Source organism: Mucilaginibacter ginsenosidivorax (assembly GCF_007971525.1).
Classification (GTDB): Bacteria; Bacteroidota; Bacteroidia; order Sphingobacteriales; family Sphingobacteriaceae; genus Mucilaginibacter; species Mucilaginibacter ginsenosidivorax.
Window position 1 is genome coordinate 3,549,046 of the sequence record NZ_CP042437.1, and the last position, 16,857, is coordinate 3,565,902.

17 protein-coding genes are annotated in these 16,857 nt (G+C 42.3%); 9 read left to right on the plus strand and 8 right to left on the minus strand.

All coding sequences use genetic code 11. From position 1 onward, the window contains the following. Positions 1 to 73: 73 nt before the first annotated feature. From msrB to FSB76_RS14885, 5 genes are all read right to left on the minus strand, one after another. Entirely contained in the window at positions 74 to 595 is a 522-nt protein-coding gene (msrB, locus tag FSB76_RS14865; RefSeq protein WP_147054605.1) for a peptide-methionine (R)-S-oxide reductase MsrB, read from the minus strand. Beyond that, positions 592 to 1,221, minus strand: coding sequence for a peptide-methionine (S)-S-oxide reductase MsrA (msrA, locus tag FSB76_RS14870; RefSeq protein WP_147054607.1), 630 nt, complete (start codon positions 1,219 to 1,221; stop codon positions 592 to 594). Before msrA ends, msrB begins: the two co-directional genes overlap by 4 nt. Positions 1,222 to 1,538: 317 nt before the next feature. Further along, the gene (locus tag FSB76_RS14875; protein ID WP_147054609.1) at positions 1,539 to 2,855 is read right to left on the minus strand and encodes a leucine-rich repeat-containing protein kinase family protein; all 1,317 of its coding nucleotides are present in this window, start codon (positions 2,853 to 2,855) and stop codon (positions 1,539 to 1,541) included. Positions 2,856 to 2,867: 12 nt separating this feature from the next. Further along, positions 2,868 to 3,830, minus strand: coding sequence for an AAA family ATPase (locus FSB76_RS14880; RefSeq protein WP_147054611.1), 963 nt, complete (start codon positions 3,828 to 3,830; stop codon positions 2,868 to 2,870). Between the two features lie 10 nt (positions 3,831 to 3,840). Next, positions 3,841 to 5,277 (minus strand): peptidylprolyl isomerase, encoded by a 1,437-nt coding sequence (locus FSB76_RS14885; RefSeq protein ID WP_147054613.1) that lies wholly within the window; start codon positions 5,275 to 5,277, stop codon positions 3,841 to 3,843. A 273-nt stretch (positions 5,278 to 5,550) separates the two neighbouring features. Between FSB76_RS14885 and FSB76_RS14890 the strand changes: the two genes are divergently transcribed. From FSB76_RS14890 to FSB76_RS14900, 4 genes are all read left to right on the plus strand, one after another. After that, entirely contained in the window at positions 5,551 to 6,147 is a 597-nt protein-coding gene (locus FSB76_RS14890) for a hypothetical protein (protein WP_147054615.1), read from the plus strand. Positions 6,148 to 6,258: 111 nt separating this feature from the next. Further along, positions 6,259 to 6,837, plus strand: coding sequence for a non-canonical purine NTP diphosphatase (locus tag FSB76_RS14895; RefSeq protein ID WP_147054617.1), 579 nt, complete (start codon positions 6,259 to 6,261; stop codon positions 6,835 to 6,837). Between the two features lie 75 nt (positions 6,838 to 6,912). Further along, positions 6,913 to 7,083 (plus strand): hypothetical protein, encoded by a 171-nt coding sequence (locus FSB76_RS32135; protein ID WP_158642903.1) that lies wholly within the window; start codon positions 6,913 to 6,915, stop codon positions 7,081 to 7,083. A gap of 45 nt (positions 7,084 to 7,128) precedes the next feature. Beyond that, positions 7,129 to 7,608: a hypothetical protein gene (locus FSB76_RS14900; protein ID WP_147054619.1), complete on the plus strand. Its 480-nt coding sequence runs from the start codon at positions 7,129 to 7,131 to the stop codon at positions 7,606 to 7,608. Positions 7,609 to 7,755: 147 nt separating this feature from the next. On the opposite strand, the gene FSB76_RS14905 is transcribed toward FSB76_RS14900, so the two are convergent. Further along, on the minus strand, positions 7,756 to 8,886 hold the full coding sequence (locus tag FSB76_RS14905) for a lactonase family protein (protein WP_147054621.1): 1,131 nt from the start codon (positions 8,884 to 8,886) through the stop codon (positions 7,756 to 7,758). A gap of 79 nt (positions 8,887 to 8,965) precedes the next feature. Beyond that, a complete protein-coding gene (locus FSB76_RS14910; RefSeq protein ID WP_147054623.1) occupies positions 8,966 to 10,495 on the minus strand; it encodes a pseudouridine synthase in 1,530 nt (509 codons plus the stop codon). Positions 10,496 to 10,725: 230 nt separating this feature from the next. Here FSB76_RS14910 and FSB76_RS14915 point away from each other — a divergent pair, with 230 nt between their 5' ends. The 5 genes from FSB76_RS14915 to FSB76_RS14935 all read left to right on the plus strand — a co-directional run bounded on the left by FSB76_RS14915 (position 10,726) and on the right by FSB76_RS14935 (position 16,078). After that, complete coding sequence (locus FSB76_RS14915; RefSeq protein WP_225976518.1) at positions 10,726 to 11,508, plus strand: lytic transglycosylase domain-containing protein; 783 nt, start codon at positions 10,726 to 10,728, stop codon at positions 11,506 to 11,508. A 396-nt stretch (positions 11,509 to 11,904) separates the two neighbouring features. Continuing rightward, complete coding sequence (gene uvrA / locus FSB76_RS14920; protein WP_147054625.1) at positions 11,905 to 14,751, plus strand: excinuclease ABC subunit UvrA; 2,847 nt, start codon at positions 11,905 to 11,907, stop codon at positions 14,749 to 14,751. Positions 14,752 to 14,791: 40 nt separating this feature from the next. Continuing rightward, positions 14,792 to 15,523 (plus strand): phosphodiester glycosidase family protein, encoded by a 732-nt coding sequence (locus FSB76_RS14925; protein WP_147054627.1) that lies wholly within the window; start codon positions 14,792 to 14,794, stop codon positions 15,521 to 15,523. A 49-nt stretch (positions 15,524 to 15,572) separates the two neighbouring features. After that, a complete protein-coding gene (locus FSB76_RS14930; protein ID WP_147054629.1) occupies positions 15,573 to 15,827 on the plus strand; it encodes a type II toxin-antitoxin system Phd/YefM family antitoxin in 255 nt (84 codons plus the stop codon). Then, on the plus strand, positions 15,824 to 16,078 hold the full coding sequence (locus tag FSB76_RS14935) for a Txe/YoeB family addiction module toxin (RefSeq protein WP_147054631.1): 255 nt from the start codon (positions 15,824 to 15,826) through the stop codon (positions 16,076 to 16,078). The genes FSB76_RS14930 and FSB76_RS14935 overlap by 4 nt, the downstream gene beginning before the upstream one ends. On the opposite strand, the gene FSB76_RS14940 is transcribed toward FSB76_RS14935, so the two are convergent. Then, the gene (locus tag FSB76_RS14940) at positions 16,075 to 16,641 is read right to left on the minus strand and encodes an RNA polymerase sigma-70 factor (protein WP_147054633.1); all 567 of its coding nucleotides are present in this window, start codon (positions 16,639 to 16,641) and stop codon (positions 16,075 to 16,077) included. The two genes, FSB76_RS14935 and FSB76_RS14940, sit on opposite strands and share 4 nt — an antisense overlap. Positions 16,642 to 16,857 lie beyond the last annotated feature (216 nt).

A 16,857-nucleotide genomic window follows, 5' to 3' on the forward strand; every position in this document is an offset into this window, starting at 1 on the left:
GAATATTGGATGAAAAGAAACCGGCCCGAAATGTTAAATTATTTGATTTAACATTTCGGGCCGGTTAAAAAGGTTATTTGCCCAGGCCATCGGGCTGAAAATCCAGCGATATCGAATTCATGCAAAAGCGTTTTCCGGTAGGTGGTGGGCCGTCATCAAAAATATGGCCCAGGTGCGAATCGCAACGGGCACAAATTACTTCGGTACGCTGCATACCTACCGAGTTATCTTCTTTATAAATTACGCTGTTTTTACGTACCGCCTGGTAAAAACTGGGCCAGCCACAATTGCTGGCGAACTTGGCGTCCGACCGGAAAAGCTCGTTACCGCAAACGGCGCAATAGTACGTACCCCTGGCGTTTTTGTCCCAATATTGGCCTGTAAATGGCCTTTCTGTAGCTTGTTCACGTGCTGTGGCATATAAAGCAGGCGACAGGATCTTTTTCCACTCCGCATCACTCACCGCTAAATGTTTGGTATCGGTATTGGAGTAATAAGGGTTGTTCTCGTGCCCTTTGGTTGATTTTAGATGCTGGGCATTGGCGCCACATGCTGTGCCGGTTAAAATGGCAAATACTATTAGTGCTAATCTCATTTTTTTAATTTTCCTTTAAATACACTCCTGAATTTTTCCAGCTCGGGCTGTATCACATATTTGCAATAAGGCTGCTCGCCATTTTGGTTAAAATAGTTTTGATGATAATCTTCGGCTTTGTAAAATACCGTAAAGGGATTTACCTGGGTAACTATTTTATTGGGATAAACCTTTTCGGCATTCAGCTTATTGATATAATACTCGGCTTTTTGCTTTTGGGCCGCGTTGTGATAAAATATGGCCGACCGGTATTGCGTGCCTACATCATTACCCTGGCGGTTAAGCTGTGTTGGGTCATGGGCTACAAAAAAAGCGGCTAACAATGCATCATAAGTTACTTTAGCAGGGTCGTAAATAATGTTACAGGTTTCGGCATGGCCGGTTGTGCCGGTGCAAACCAGTTTATAGCTGGGGTTGGCCACGTGGCCGCCTGCAAAACCAGATACAACTTTTACAACACCCTCAATCTGTTGAAACTTGGCCTCGGTACACCAGAAACAACCGGTGGCAAAAGTGGCGGTATCAAGTTTTGGAGCGTTTGAATTATTGGGATTGATGGCCGGTTTGGCAAACGCAGATGCCCCGGTAATGATGAATAGCAGTAATTGAAATGTTATTTTTTTCATGTTTTAATCGATCGGTGCAGCTTTTGTTTTTGCAGCTAATGTTACTAACGTAAAAAACAGATGTTTGGTAACCATGTAGTCGGGATTTCGGGGATATCCTTACAGATTTTTACTCAAAGGTGTAATTTGTTAGCAAAGCCAGATGCATATACAAATTTACAATAACGAAATAATGACACCTTAATTTATCAGATTTTAATTGATACGCCCTATTTATTATGTAAGAGACGGCAATTCATTTGCAACCACTATTTTTAGTAAATGCACTTCCTGGTCTACTTATGAAGGAGTGCATAATTTTAATCCAAGATCCATAATTATCGCGGATTGGTCAATTGTAACTTTAGCAACTCGTCATTTAAATAGCGAAAATCCGGCCTCAATAAAACATCCTGCACCATACATGCATCCCTGATAATGCCGAGTTTTGCCTGGATATCGTTGCTTTGTTCGCTGCTCAGATTAAGTAAGTCGTCCAGTAAACAACCAAAAGCCCTTACCTCAAGCCGTTCAAGTGCCGGGGCTAAGTCGCTGTTGTTTTTGTCATAAAAACAAGCAGCTCCAAAATCGCCAAACAGGGTGTTTGCATCATCATCAACCAGGGTGTTATGGGCGTACATATCGCTGTGCATTATGCCCCTGTTATGTAGCTGGACCGCAACGGATGCAATTGTAACGGCAATTTTTACTATTTGCGGGGTTGTGAGCGAGAGGTCTTCTTTAAAAACATCCCGGGTGCAGCTTTGTAAGCTGGGGGGCAGGCCGAGGTTATAAAAAGACGGGGGAATTAAGCCCATTACAAGGCCTTTTTTGTCTTCGGGGTGGGCTGTTATTTGCCCGATGAGCTGTACCAACCCGGGGTGAGCACCGGCGGCAACACAAGTATTCATTTCATCCTCTGGCGAACCATCGCTTGTAACAGCACCTTTAAATATTTTTATGGCAACTTCCGGCGTTTTTGTCACTTTGCGCCAGGTGGCTTTGTGTATAACGCCTGACGCACCTTCACCAAGGTGCTCATTCAATTCCAGGTGGTCCCAATGGATGAGATCAAGTGACTGTGCCGGAGGGATTTCACAAAAAGGGTTTCCCGAAAATGCCAGCCAGGAAAGCCTGGGCATATATAAAAGCCATTGGGGAAATTCGCTTAGCTTATTGGCAGAAATTCGCAGCAACTCCAGGTTGCTGCAATTGCTAAGCTCCGGCGGTAAAGTCGTAAGTTGATTACCGGCAAGCATCAGTTTTTGCATCCTTTTGCAGTTGCCAATAGTGGCAGGCAAATCCGCAATCCTGTTGTTGGTGAGTATTAGCCATCGCAGGTTGGGATTAAGCGATTTTGAAGGAACAGCGGCAATTTGGTTTGATTTAAAGCCTGCAATATCCAGCAAGGGGCAGTCGGCCAGAACTTCGGGTAGAACGGTAAACGGATTTTCTGAACAAAAAAAGATTTTCAGCTTTTTCAGCCTGCCAAAGTCTGCAGGTAGTGCGCTGATGTTGTTATAGGATAGGTCAAGCCTTTCTAAAGTATCTGCCAGTTCGAATATCTCTTCCGGGAAATGTGAGAGTCCCTCGGAAAGCGTAAGCGAAGTGGCGCCTTTTAGTTCGCCGTTTTGTAATTGTAATAAAGTTTGCATGGCAGGGTTTCCTTAAAACAGCCCCTCAATGATATTGGCGGCAGATAAACCCTCCGCTTCGGCGTGGTAACTACGTACAATGCGGTGGGTTAAAATGGGTTTGGCAACGGCTTGTACGTCCTCAATATCGGGCGAATATTTTCCGTTAATAACAGCATGGCATTTTGCTCCGAGTATCAAAAATTGTGATGCCCGCGGGCCGGCTCCCCATGTTAATAAACGGTTTACCTGCGGTGTGGCAAACTGGGTATTGGGACGTGTTTTTGATACCAGCTTTACCGCATATTCCATCACATTATCGGTAACCGGGATGTTGCGTACCAGTTGCTGAAAATAAATGATTTGCTCGGCGTTCAGTATTTTATTAACATCAGCCTTTAAGGTGCTGGTGGTGTTTTTAACAACTTGCAATTCTTCTTGAAATGAGGGGTAGTTTAATGTTACGTTGAACATAAACCTGTCCAGTTGCGCTTCGGGTAGGGGGTAGGTACCTTCTTGTTCAATTGGGTTTTGGGTGGCTAACACAAAAAACGGCTGGGCCAGTTTATGGGTAACCCCGGCGGCCGTAACCGCTTTTTCCTGCATAGCCTCTAATAAGGCAGCCTGCGTTTTTGGTGGGGTACGGTTTATCTCATCGGCCAGGATAATGTTGCTGAAAACGGGGCCGGGTATAAATTTAAAATTACGGTCCTCGCCTAAAATTTCAGACCCTATGATGTCAGATGGCATCAAATCGGGGGTGAACTGGATGCGTTTAAAATCGAGGTCTAATACCTGCGATACCGTTTGTACCAATAGTGTTTTGGCCAAACCGGGTACGCCTACCAGTAAACAGTGGCCGTTGCTGAAAATAGATATCAGCACAAACTTAACAACCTCATCCTGCCCGATTATTACTTTGCCAATTTCGGCACGTATTTGCTGGTAGGCCAGCTTTAAAGCATCTGCGGCTTCAACATCAGAGCGGTGTGGCATAGGTTGTATATTATTTAGCTTGGGCAGTTGTTGTTACGGGCGGAGTTAACCACTTTTTTAATATGTCGCAAGTTTGGTATTCAGGATCAATTTTGATGAACGTTTGTTTACGGCGTTTATCAAACCATTGGTTTACTACCCTGGTGTTTTTATCCTGGTAAGCAAAATCCTTCAGCTTAGGGAAATCCTGCGCCAGGTTGGCCTTGTGGGCATCGGTTGCCGATTTAAGGAATAGTATTTTATAACTCTTTTTACCATCGGCGCCGGTAAATACATCAGGTTTAGATATGCTGCCAACTTTCATGGTATCAACAACCAGGGCAACCTTAGGGTCAAGCTTATCGGTAGGGATAAAGGTTGTACGGGTTTGTACGTTTTCGGCATTCAGCATCATACCACCGTTAAATTTGGTTTCTTTATCGTCCGAATAAAAATTCGCGGCGGCAGAAAAATCAAGATCTTTTTTATGCGCCATCATCAGCGTATAAATACTGTCGGCTTTTGCTTTAGCCCTATCCAAACTGGCTTGCGTAGTGGCCGGCGCTATCAGGATGTGCCTTACATGTACCTGCTCGCCGCGGCGCTCAATAACCTGCAAAAAGTGAAAACCAAAGTCGGTTTCAAACACTGGCGAAATCTCGCCGGCTTTAAGCTTAAAGGCATTGGCTGTAAATTCTTTTACAAACGTAGTACGATCGGCAAAACCAAGGTCGCCACCTTCAACTGCCGATTGCGGATCTTGTGAGTATAGACGTGCTAAAGTTCCAAAGTCCTCGCCTTTTTTTACGCGGGCAAGCAGTTCTTCAGCTTTTTCTTTATACAGCTGTTTTTCTTCTTTACTTAGTTTGGGCTGAAAAACAATTTCGCCAACCTCAACCTCTTTGTTAAATGAAGGCAAGCTATCCTTCGGCATTTTGTTAAAATAATCTTTAACATCCTGTGGCGTAACATTTAGCTTTTCGGTTATTTTTTGCTGCATTTTTTGAGCTATCATCTGCTCTTTCATGTCCGGGCGAATCTCATCTTTATACTGAATTATTGATCGGCCTAAAAATGCTTCCAGTTTATCCTGGCCACCAGCACGCTGCATCATTTCGCGCATGCGGCGGTCAACACTGGCATCAATGTCATCATCCTTTACATCAATACTATCAATAATAGCCTGTTGTGCCAATAGCTTTTGCGTTAATAACGATTGCAGTATCTGGCATTTTACAGACGGATTTGGCTGCATGCCTTCAACCAGGTAACGGGCGTATGATAGTTCAATATCCGACAATAAAATAGGGCTGTTACCAACAATTGCGGCAATTTTATCTAATGTTTTTCCTGGTGTTCTGGCAGTGTTGGTATCTGGTTTGGCTGCAGTAGCGTCTAAAGTAACTTGTGCCTTTGCAACTGATATTATGGAGATAAACCCTAAAACTAATAACCCTAACTTTCTCATGTAATGCTTTATGTACTAAATAAAACGGAAATAACAATTCCGTTAAAACTTCAAATTTCGGTAAAATTTATTAATTATAGCTGCACAATTAAATTGAATAAAAAACAGAGTATTAAGTCGGTAGTCTTTAGTTTAAAGTCAGAGGTCGAAACACGTCTTTTTTTGACTTAAAACTTAGTACTTCGGGCTTCAGACTAAGTACATGCTATAATTGTGCTAATATGGTTATAATGCTTCAAACGGTTTAACTACTTTTGGTTAAAATTTGTTAAAGTGAAAGTTGAAAACCCGGTTGCCCTGCGCTTTATTTTACAAGATGAACTTTATTTGCTGAAAGCAGATAAGGCGATGTACGAAAACCTTGCAATAGCCGAACCTGAAATTGAAAATATTGCGCCCGCTGTAACCGTAACTGCCTCGCCGCCGCCAGTAACCAAACAACCGGAACCAGCAGTTCAATCACCCGTACCAGAAGTTAAAACGCCTGTAGTAAGTTTTAATTATTTAGGTAAAAACTTAAAACGCTTTTTGGTACTGGTACACTATCCCGAATTGGAGTTTATTGACGATGCCCACTTAGCCGCGCTTACCAATATTATTAAGCGGAAGGATTTAAGTATAGACGATATTGTAATTTTAAACCTGGCCAGGCATGCCAGCGTACAATATAATGAACTTGTTAATTTTTTTAAACCCGCCCGGCTGTTGGTGCTGGGTAAAAATGCTATGCCACAAGGTATAGCCCCACTGGCGTTAAATGCTACCAGGGCTTTGGGAGATATTACAGGCTTATACAGTTTTGCATTCGGCGAAATGATGGATAACGTAGAGCATAAGAAAGCTTTTTGGGAACAAATGAAAACACTATAATATAATTGGGCGATTTGAAAATGAGGACATCCTGATAAAACATCATATTCAAATTCTCAAACGGCGCAGCCCTCAATGTAGTTAATCCTCAAATTTTCAAATTGATTCAATATGACCGAATTAGTATTCGCCACAAATAATCGCCACAAACTCGAAGAAGTAGAAGCAAAACTTCAGGGCAAAATCAAATTGCTTACCCTTAACGATATTGGATGCCATGATGATATTGAAGAAACCGGTACTACTTTTAAAGCAAATGCTTCAATTAAAAGCCAATACATTTATAATAGGTATAAACTGAATTGTTTTGGGGATGATAGCGGGCTTGAAATAGATGCCCTGAATGGCGAACCGGGCGTTTACTCGGCCAGGTACGCTGGAGAGCACGGTAACCATGCCGCTAATATTAAACAGGTACTGGATAAATTAAAGGACGAAACTAACCGTAAAGCAAGGTTTCGTACGGTAATATCATTAATATGGAATGGTGAAGAATATTTTTTTGAAGGAACAGTCGAAGGAACTATCCGCACTATCCCCAGTGGAACGGACGGCTTTGGATACGACCCAATATTTGAGCCCGATGGCTACGCTATAACCTTTGCCGAAATGACGATGAATGAGAAAAACCAGATAAGCCACCGGGCAAAAGCCATGGAAAAACTCATTGCTTTTTTAAGCATTGCTTAAAAAGAACAATCTCAGTTAATTTTCGTAACCTTAATGGAACACTATTCGTAAAATAGTGCTATAAGGAATATACCTATGAATCTTATTAATAAAATCAGCCGCTCGTTATTTTCAAAGGATACCGATCACCGTTTTGCCAAAAGCCTTAAAAACGTTAAAGAAGCCGACCTGGTAGTTGCATCTATTAACCGGCGTTTATTTGAACTTGAAAGGGAGTTAAAATCAGAAGTGGTTAAATACAGTTAAGCTTTTGGCAGGGTTTATGCTTATATGCATTAAATAACTTCTGTCATGAAAAACTTATTAAAAACCCCGGTAGTAATCCTATCCCTTATTTTTTTATTCGCGGCCTGTTCAACTCCGCAAAATGCAACTACAACTAACGTATCCCGCGGTAAATTCACTGGCTCCTGGACATTGAATAATGTAAGTTACCAGGGCCTTGTACAAGGTGCCGTTCAAAATGTGTTTGACCAGGCAGCTCCCGAAGCATTTGTTGGCAGCACCTGGAAATTAACCAATAGCGGCAACGGCATTTACACTTTAAGCAACGGCACCGCTCAAACTATTTTCTGGTCGGTTTATAACGGCGGCACTACGGGCACCCAATTTCAGTTCAAGAAAATTTATCAAGGAGATAAACCGAAAAACGTAGCCGAAGGCTATCGTTTGGATATTGCCAGCAACGATGGCAATGCCATGGTACTTAAATCACCTGTTGAGGTAGGTGGTAGTACCGGTTATATTATTTATTCGTTCACTAAAAATTAGGTGAAAGGGTAAAGGCGAAAGGTAAAAGGTTTTCCTTTGCCTCAAAAAAAGGGTAAGCACAATTTGTAGTAGTGCTTACCCTTTTTTGTTTTTACCAATGGGCTCCTTTCGCCTTTTACCTTTCGCTTTTACCCTTTCAACTCAAAACTATTCTGCCGCTGTAAATTTCAAACAAACCGGGTTGCCAATATCTATTTTAATGCCTGTTTGGGTTAGCTTACCTGTATTTTGGTCTATTTTAAATACAAACATACTATCGCTGCCCTGGTTGGCAACCACCAGGTAATTGCCCCATGGGTCGATGGCAAAATCGCGTGGGTTTTTGCCGTAGGTAGGTTGGCGCGATACAAAGGTAAGCCCGCCTGTTTCCTGGTTCACCGCATAACAAATAATTTCGTTGGTCTCTAAACGGTTAGATACGTACAGAAAACGGCCATCAGGCGATAAGTGTATAGCTGCGGCAGCTGTTTTGCCTGTAAATCCATCCGGCAACAAAGTTATTACCTGTTTCTGTTTAAACTTACCATTGTCATAATCAAATACAAATACATTCGATCCCATTTCTGTTGCCAGGTAAACATGCTTTTTATCCAAAGAATACTCCAAGTGGCGGGGGCCTTCTCCCGGAGTAACACTTACAAAGGTAGGATCGGTTAATGGAGATGCCTTACCTGCGCGATAGCGATAGATGTTTATCCTATCGGTACCCAAATCATTATAAAACAGGTATTTTTCATCGGGCGACAATATGCTCATATGGGCATGCGGGCCTTCCTGGCGTTCTTTGTTGGGGCCTTTACCCTCTTCATTACGTACAGTTTCAATGCCGTTGCCTAAAGAACCGTCCTTATTAACAGGTAGCACGGCAACCTGGCCGCTTGAATAGTTGGCTACAAATACATTTTTTTGTGCTTTGTCTACAGCAATATAGCATGGATCGGCACCTAAAGATGATTGTTTGTTGATGAAATCTATTTTACCGGTTTTGGCATCAAATGAAAATGCGCTCACCTCGCCTTTGGTAACTTCGTTTACGGCGTAAATAAATTTATTGTTTTTGCTGATAGTAAGGTACGATGGATTGGTTACACCATCTATCTGGCTTAAATAAGCAAGTTTGCCACTCTGGGTATAAAAACGGTAAACCATAATACCCTTACTGGTACCTGTTGTATACGTACCTACAACCAGGTCAAATGATTTGGGAATTGGCTTTTTATCCTGGGCGTAATTAAACAAAGGCGATAGCATCGCTATGATCAAAAGAACTTTTTTCATGTGGGTACAAATTGATTATGGAGCGCAAGTTAACAAAATAGACAAAAAAACGCCCCGATGTTTAGCGGGGCGTTTTATATTATTTTATCAGGTGTTTAAGCTGGATGATCTCGCTTTCTTCTAAATGGCGATAACGGCCGCGTGGAAGGTCTTTTTTGGTGAGGTTGGCGTAAACCACCCTATCCAGTTTTACAACTTCGTAACCAAGGCTTTCAAAAATGCGGCGTACCACACGGTTTTTTCCGCTGTGAATCTGGATGCCCACTTCTCTTTTTGATGCACCGGCAACGTACGATACCGAATCGGGTTTAATTAAACCATCTTCCAGCTCGATACCATAAGTAATCTTGTTCAGATCGCCTTGAGATAAAGCTTTATTTAATTCAACCTGGTATAGTTTGCTGATGTTGCTGCGCGGGTGCGATAATTTATCGGCAAGGTCGCCATCGTTGGTCATTAATAATAACCCGGTGGTGTTCCTGTCTAAACGGCCAATTGGATAAATGCGCTCTTTGGTTGCTTTTTCAACCAGGTGCATTACAGTACGGCGCTCTTGTGGGTCTTCGGTGGTGGTAATGTAATCCTTTGGTTTATTTAATAATACGTAAACCATTTTTTCGCGACGCAGTGTTTCGCCGTTATATTTGATCTCATCCTTACGGGGATCAATTTTGGCACCTAATTCGTCAACCACTACACCATTTACCGATACCACACCTGCAATGATCAGTTCATCGGCCTTACGGCGAGAGCAGATGCCTGCATTTGATATATAACGGTTAAGGCGGATCAGCCCATCATCCTTAGTTTTGGTTTCGGCTGGTTTTTTACGGCCACGCATGGTCCTTTCGGGCGCGCTGGTATCTTTGGTTATCTTGTCGTAAGTAGGTTTACGTTGTGGCTTGTCGGCATTGTAAGCCGGTTTATCTTTTGAAAAACCGCCTTCGCGTTTTTTAAATCCGCCTTCGGGCCTTTCGCCAAATTTTTTATCTGTTGATCTTTCTGCACCCGTCCCAAAGCTTCTTTTGGGTTTATCGCCAAAATCGGTATTTGATGTACGTGTAAGTGGAGAAGAGTATGGTTTCTTTTCGCCGGCACTGCTGCCGCCAAAGTTTCTTTTGGGTCTTTCTTCACCTTCGCCGGAAGTTGGACGGCCAGAGTATGGTTTTCTTTCGCCGCTGGCCGATGAGCCTGCGCCGAAGCTTCTTTTTGGCCTGTCTTCAAAATCACCACCTGTTGGCCTGCCGGAGTAGGGCTTACTGCGTGGCGAAAAAGTTTTTTTATCGCCAGATGAAGCACCGTCTCTAAAGTTACTTTTAGGCCTGTCGTCACCTGCAGATGGTCTGCCGGAATACGGCTTTGACCTGCCCGACGATTTTTTGTCGCCAGATGATGCGCTGTCCCTGAAATTGCTTTTGGGCTTATCATCACTGAACCTGTTGCTTTGGAATGGTTTATCCGGTCTGGATAGTTTCTTCTTTTCTCCGTCCGGAGTGGCTTTGCCTTTTGCGGTTGCCGGTCTTTTTGGCTTTTCGTCGCCTCTTGAGCTTCTGCCAGTTGATTTTCCTGGCCTGTCATCGCGACTACCTGTTGGTCTCTTAAATACCATATTTTTTTGTTTAGCGCTTTCGCAGCGTGAGGGTCAAAGTTACGCTTTTTTGGCACAGTTTAATCAAAAAAAATAAAAAAATGTTGGCAAACAAAATCACGGTTTAAACGGTTTTAAACACGGTTTTTGAACCGAAAACCCATGCTAAAAAAGTTGGCAAAATCCTAAGTATTTGATTATGTGATTTGTATGACATATCTTTGCAGCACATTTTACCTAATGTATAGTTAATGATAAAAAAAGAAATGATTAAAAAACACTTACTTACGTGCTCCGTAATCCTGGTGCTGGCCCTCATTTCAAAGCTTAATATTTACGGTACAACGATTACCGAAACGGTTGCAAAACCGGCCAAATTAAGCCATCGGACCTCGAAATTTATTTTTATTAAAAGCACTACGGCTGCCTATAATTTTGCCGACGAAGCTTTACCTGTTAACGATGCAAGGGTTACCAAAAAACTCAACAAATCGCTTAGCCAACATTCTTTTAAAAGTGTTCAGTCAACCTTGCTGCACCGCAAGGCCGAAGTGCTGTTCCCTATTATTGAGCCAATTTTAAAGTTTTACGGTATTCCGGATGATTTTAAATACATCCCGCTTGTTGAATCGGGCCTTAAAAGCGGCACTTCTTCAAAAGGAGCATCTGGCTTATGGCAGTTTATGGCCGGCACTGCGCGTACCTATGGCTTAAAGGTTGGCCATGGTGTTGATGAGCGTCAAAATGTACGCAAATCGACAATCGCTGCCTGCAAGTATATCAAAGAACTATACGCCGAGTTTAACAGCTGGACACTGGCTGCCGCAGCTTACAACAATGGCTCCATTAAAATGGAACGCGCCATTAATAAGCAAAACGAGGATAATTACTTTCGCATGAGCCTGAACCGCGAAACCGGTTCATACATCTATAAGCTTATTGCCATGAAAGCAATTATCGAACAGCCTAAAAAGTTTGGGTATAAGGATTACATTGTCATCCCACCCACAACACAACTGTTAGCCTTTAATTAATTATGATTTAATGAAGGATTGGATCGCTTAGCGTTCTAATCAATAATTCAGACACTCAATAATTCAAAAAGTAAAATTTTACGGAGCACTTGAAAGCCGATCTTCCTGGATGGAGGATCGGCTTTTTTATGTTTTGCCATCCAATAATATACAGCTAAATGCCATAGTAAATTGATCATTGAGCTTTCTGTTTTAGGCTTTCTGCCTTAAGCTCTCTATTAAAACAAGTTTAAAAAATTACGGTTACAATAGGGCTGTTATTTTTAAGTCAAATAACGTTTCGGGTTGTTACATATCTTATAAAGCATCAGCTTTTTACATATATTTGCGAAAAATATTAGTATAGTTGGCGGGCTTTTTTTAACCGGCCAAACTGTATTGTTTTTAAAAATACATATGATTGAAAAAACCATCGACCTGGGCGAACAAAGCGAAGTTGAAGTTTACGGGGCCAGGGTACATAATTTAAAAAATATTGATGTTTCTTTTCCGCGCAACCAGCTGGTGGTAATTACCGGTTTAAGTGGCAGCGGCAAATCGTCATTGGCATTTGATACCATTTATGCCGAAGGGCAGCGCCGTTATATGGAAACATTTTCGGCCTACTCGCGCCAGTTTATGGGCGGTATGGAGCGGCCGGATGTTGATAAAGTATCGGGCCTAAGCCCGGTTATTGCTATTGAGCAAAAAACAACCAGCAAAAACCCGCGATCAACAGTGGGTACTATTACCGAGATTTACGATTTTATGCGTTTGCTTTTCGCCCGTACCGGGGACGCCTATTCTTACACAACAGGTGAGAAAATGGAGCGGATGAGCGAAGACCAGATCCTGAAAACCATTACCGAAAAATTCGACGGTCAGCCCGTGAACATCTTGGCCCCCGTTGTAAAGGCCCGTAAGGGTCATTACCGCGAGCTTTTTGAATCTATCCGTAAGCAAGGTTACCTTAAAGTATGGATTGATGGTGCCATGGCCGATGTAGAGCCAAAGATGCAGGTAGACAGGTACAAGATTCATGATATTGATATTGTGGTTGACAGGCTGGTGGTGACAGAAAAAGACAGCAAGCGTTTATACACATCGGTGCAAACGGCGCTTAAAATAGCCAAAGGCATTATTCGCGTGGGTGATAAGGATGGTAACGTAGCCTATTATAGTAAGTATTTGATGGATCCGGTTTCGGGTATCTCGTACGATGAGCCGCAGCCAAATACGTTCTCGTTCAACTCGCCTTATGGTGCCTGCGAAAAATGTAATGGTTTAGGATACATTTTTGAGGTTGATGAAGCATCGGTTATCCCTAATCCTAAGCTAACCATTATGAATGGTGGCCTCGCGCCGATAGGTGAATACCGGGAGACCTGGATTTTCCAGGTGCTGAAGGCCTTGGCTAAAAAGTATGAGTTTTCATTAACTACCCCTATAGAAAAGTTAAGCCGCGATCATTTGGATATTATCCTTAACGGAGCGCCAGATACCATCAGTGTTTCTGTTGAGTACAATAAATGGAACGTTCAAAGTTATACCATCACTTTTGACGGCATTGTGCGTATGCTGGAAGAGCAGCAGGAACGCCGGAATGACGAAGGGATGGACGATATGGAAAATTATCGCGTACTTAAAACCTGCCCGGTTTGTGATGGTGCGAGATTAAAAAAAGAATCGCTGCATTTTAAGGTAGATAACAAAAATATATTCGAGCTGGCCTGCATGGATATCAATCACCTGCAGGAATGGTTTAACGGCCTGGAAGACAGGCTGAGCGAACGCCAGAATGTTATCGCCAAAGAGATCCTGAAAGAGATCCGTGCACGTATTGTATTCCTGCTTGATGTGGGTTTGAGTTATTTAACGCTGGATAGGACGGCCAAAACGCTTTCGGGTGGTGAAGCACAGCGAATCCGATTGGCTACACAGATAGGCTCGCAGTTGATGAACGTTATGTACATTTTAGATGAGCCGAGCATCGGCCTGCATCAACGCGATAACGAGCGACTTATAAACGCACTTAAAAACCTGCGCGACCTGGGTAATACCGTTTTGGTGGTTGAGCACGATAAAGATATGATACTGGAAGCCGACCATGTTATTGACATGGGCCCGGCAGCGGGCGTACACGGCGGGCAGATTGTTGCGCAGGGAACACCTGCACAGCTGATGAAAGAGCATACACTCACTACATCCTATATCAATGGCGAACGTTCTATCGCTATTCCTGAAAAAAGGAGAGAGGGTAACGGAAAAACACTAAGCCTTAAAAAGGCAACCGGCCATAATTTAAAAAAGGTTTCTGTTGATTTTCCGTTAGGTAAATTAATTGGTGTTACAGGGGTATCCGGAAGCGGTAAATCAAGCCTAATTACCGAAACGTTATATCCTATTTTAAATCATCATTTTTTCAGGGCCAAGAAACATCCGTTGCCTTACGAAAAAATTGAGGGGCTGGAGAATATCGATAAAGTGATCGAAATAGATCAAACGCCTATCGGCCGTACACCGCGATCGAACCCGGCTACCTATACCGGTGTGTTTTCAGATATTCGGAACCTTTATGTAGCCTTGCCAGAGTCGCGGATCAGGGGATACAAGCCGGGCCGCTTCTCATTTAACGTAAAAGGTGGCCGCTGCGAAACCTGCCAGGGCGCAGGCATGAAGGTTATCGAGATGAATTTTTTACCTGATGTGCAGGTACCATGCGAAGAATGTGGTGGTCGCCGGTACAACCGCGAAACGCTGGAGGTTCGCTATCGTGGCAAATCCATCAGCGATGTGCTGGATATGAGCATTGAAGATGCTACGCCATTTTTTGAACATATCCCATCCATATACCGCAAGGTAAAAACCTTGAATGATGTTGGTTTAGGTTACATTACTTTGGGCCAGGCGTCAACCACGCTATCTGGTGGCGAGGCTCAACGTGTTAAGCTGGCTACCGAGCTATCAAAAAAAGATACCGGTAATACCTTTTACATTTTAGATGAGCCTACCACAGGTTTGCATTTTGAGGATATTAACGTGCTGTTAGGCGTGCTTTATCAACTGGTTGATAAAGGCAATACTGTTTTAGTAATTGAGCATAACCTGGATGTAATTAAAGTTGTTGACCATGTTATCGATCTGGGCCCCGAAGGTGGCTCTGGCGGCGGTAAAATTCTTTTCAGCGGTACCCCCGAAGGTTTATGCAAAGTGAAGGAAAGCTTTACCGGCCAGTTTTTGAAAAAGGAAATGGACATCAAATAAAATATCGATATATTGTGGATAGAAACTAATGCCTATTGAAATGAAAAAGAGCAGGGGTTTTCTATTCACAGTTTTTGCCCTGCTTGTTGCAGTGGCAGCACTGGCTTTTACACGGACACATCAGGATGAAGACCGTTTTCTTAGCTATTGGGTAAACCCCAAAAAACACGAACTGAAACTTTATTGGAAGGACGATGGAAATTCGAATTTCGGCAGTATCCAAAACCTGAAGCTTTGGCTTGATAATAATAAGCGTAAGCTGGTATTTGCCATGAACGCAGGGATGTACAAACCGGATGGATCGCCACAAGGGCTGTACATCGAAAATAGAAAAACATTATCGCCCTTAGATACATCATCGGGTAATGGCAATTTTTACCTGAAGCCCAACGGGGTTTTCTATCTTACAACAACCAATACGGCGGTTATTTGTAGCACAGCCTCGTTTAAAGATCATGGTGATATTAAATACGCCACCCAATCAGGGCCGATGCTGGTGATAGGTGGGCAAATTCATCCATCATTTAAAGCGGGGTCAGCAAACCTGAATATCAGGAATGGCGTTGGTATTTTACCAACCGGCGAAGTTGTTTTCGTAATTTCTAAAGTGCCCGTTAATTTTTATGATTTTGCAGCGTATTTTAAAAATATGGGCTGTAAAAATGCCTTATATCTGGATGGTTTTGTTTCGAGGGCTTATTTGCCCGAAAAAAACTGGGGGCAAACAGATGGGAACTTTGGGGTGATGATTGGGGTAACCGAACCTAAATAATGTTTTACTGACGGATAAAAGCAGGATATCTTTATTTAAAATTAAGCAAATGGAAGTTACCACATATACAACCTTCAGGCAACAACTTAAATTCTATCTGGATAAAGTTCGCAATGATCATAAACCCTTAGTGGTTAAAAGTACGAATGCAGAGGATGTTGTAGTTATTTCTAAAGCTGATTATGAAAGCATGGAAGAAACATTTTACTTGCTTAAAAGTCCTGCAAATTCTGCCCGGCTGATGAAAAGCATAGAGGATTTGGAAAATGGTTTAGGTACCGAAAGAAAACTGATTGAAGAGTGAGAATCGGTTTTTCCGATCAGGCCTGGGAAGATTATCTATATTGGCAGACTACCGATAAATCCATTTTAAGAAAAATAAATGCTTTAGTAAAAGATATAGAAAGAACTCCATTTGAAGGTTCTGGCAAACCAGAGCCGTTAAAGCATAATTTAGCGGGTTTGTGGTGTCGACGGATAAATTTAGAACATTGCCTTGTATACAAAATTGACAACGGATCAATTCATATCCATCAATCCCACTATCATTACTAAAACATTAACAAATAACTCACATGCTTCAGGGTTTGCCTTAACTTCTCTAAGGCAATGCTCACCTGGCGTTCAACCGTTTTGGGCGAAATGTTGAGTTTGCTGGCAATTTCCTTATACTTCATATCGCTAAAGCGACTCAATACAAAAATTTCACGGCATTTTTCGGGGAGGGTGTTTATGGCTGCTTTTATTTGATGGGCCAGTTCTTTTTCTTCGTACCCGTTTTCAACTGCGCTTCGTACTTCATCAAGCAGGTTGTTTTTTTGCAGGTAGTCAACGTAAAGATTTTCTATTTTCTGGTGCTTCAAATAATTGAGGCAGCGGTTTTGCGCCATTTTATACAAGTATGAGCTTACCGATGTTGAAAACGTAACCTCATGACCTTTCTCCCACAAATCGGTAAATATTTCGGCTACTATCTCCTCGGCCACCGGCAAATCATTCACAAAACGATTGGCGAAAAGCGTAAGGCGGGTATAATGAAGTTTAAATAAAACTTCAAACGCGCCGGCGTCGCCCTGTGTTAGTTTTGTTATTGACGTGTTGGTTTTTGAGGTAATCATTTATTCATAGCGTGGGTAAAAAGAAATACTTTTTAAAAAACTTTAACAAGTTAACGATTAAATTTTGAAAGCATCAAATTTAATATGGAAATATTGATGAATATGCCTGCAAATATTTTGTATCGCGAATATAATTCGCAATTAGCAGGGTGAAATTTTGCCTTTATCCGAATTTAATAAAAAATATTTTAACTCCGCTTGAGGGTGCGCGGTTTT

Excerpts from the sequence above, each read along its gene's own strand:
- FSB76_RS32135 (WP_158642903.1), top strand. The coding sequence starts at position 6,913 with ATGAATCTTATTAATAAAATCAGCCGCTCGTTATTTTCAAAGGATACC.
- FSB76_RS14880 (WP_147054611.1), bottom strand. The coding sequence starts at position 3,830 with ATGCCACACCGCTCTGATGTTGAAGCCGCAGATGCTTTAAAGCTGGCC.
- msrA (WP_147054607.1), bottom strand. The coding sequence starts at position 1,221 with ATGAAAAAAATAACATTTCAATTACTGCTATTCATCATTACCGGGGCA.
- FSB76_RS14915 (WP_225976518.1), top strand. The coding sequence starts at position 10,726 with ATGATAAAAAAAGAAATGATTAAAAAACACTTACTTACGTGCTCCGTA.
- FSB76_RS14905 (WP_147054621.1), bottom strand. The coding sequence starts at position 8,886 with ATGAAAAAAGTTCTTTTGATCATAGCGATGCTATCGCCTTTGTTTAAT.
- FSB76_RS14875 (WP_147054609.1), bottom strand. The coding sequence starts at position 2,855 with ATGCAAACTTTATTACAATTACAAAACGGCGAACTAAAAGGCGCCACT.
- FSB76_RS14930 (WP_147054629.1), top strand. The coding sequence starts at position 15,573 with ATGGAAGTTACCACATATACAACCTTCAGGCAACAACTTAAATTCTAT.
- FSB76_RS14910 (WP_147054623.1), bottom strand. The coding sequence starts at position 10,495 with ATGGTATTTAAGAGACCAACAGGTAGTCGCGATGACAGGCCAGGAAAA.
- msrB (WP_147054605.1), bottom strand. The coding sequence starts at position 595 with ATGAGATTAGCACTAATAGTATTTGCCATTTTAACCGGCACAGCATGT.
- FSB76_RS14940 (WP_147054633.1), bottom strand. The coding sequence starts at position 16,641 with ATGATTACCTCAAAAACCAACACGTCAATAACAAAACTAACACAGGGC.
- FSB76_RS14925 (WP_147054627.1), top strand. The coding sequence starts at position 14,792 with ATGAAAAAGAGCAGGGGTTTTCTATTCACAGTTTTTGCCCTGCTTGTT.
- FSB76_RS14895 (WP_147054617.1), top strand. The coding sequence starts at position 6,259 with ATGACCGAATTAGTATTCGCCACAAATAATCGCCACAAACTCGAAGAA.
- FSB76_RS14900 (WP_147054619.1), top strand. The coding sequence starts at position 7,129 with ATGAAAAACTTATTAAAAACCCCGGTAGTAATCCTATCCCTTATTTTT.
- FSB76_RS14885 (WP_147054613.1), bottom strand. The coding sequence starts at position 5,277 with ATGAGAAAGTTAGGGTTATTAGTTTTAGGGTTTATCTCCATAATATCA.
- uvrA (WP_147054625.1), top strand. The coding sequence starts at position 11,905 with ATGATTGAAAAAACCATCGACCTGGGCGAACAAAGCGAAGTTGAAGTT.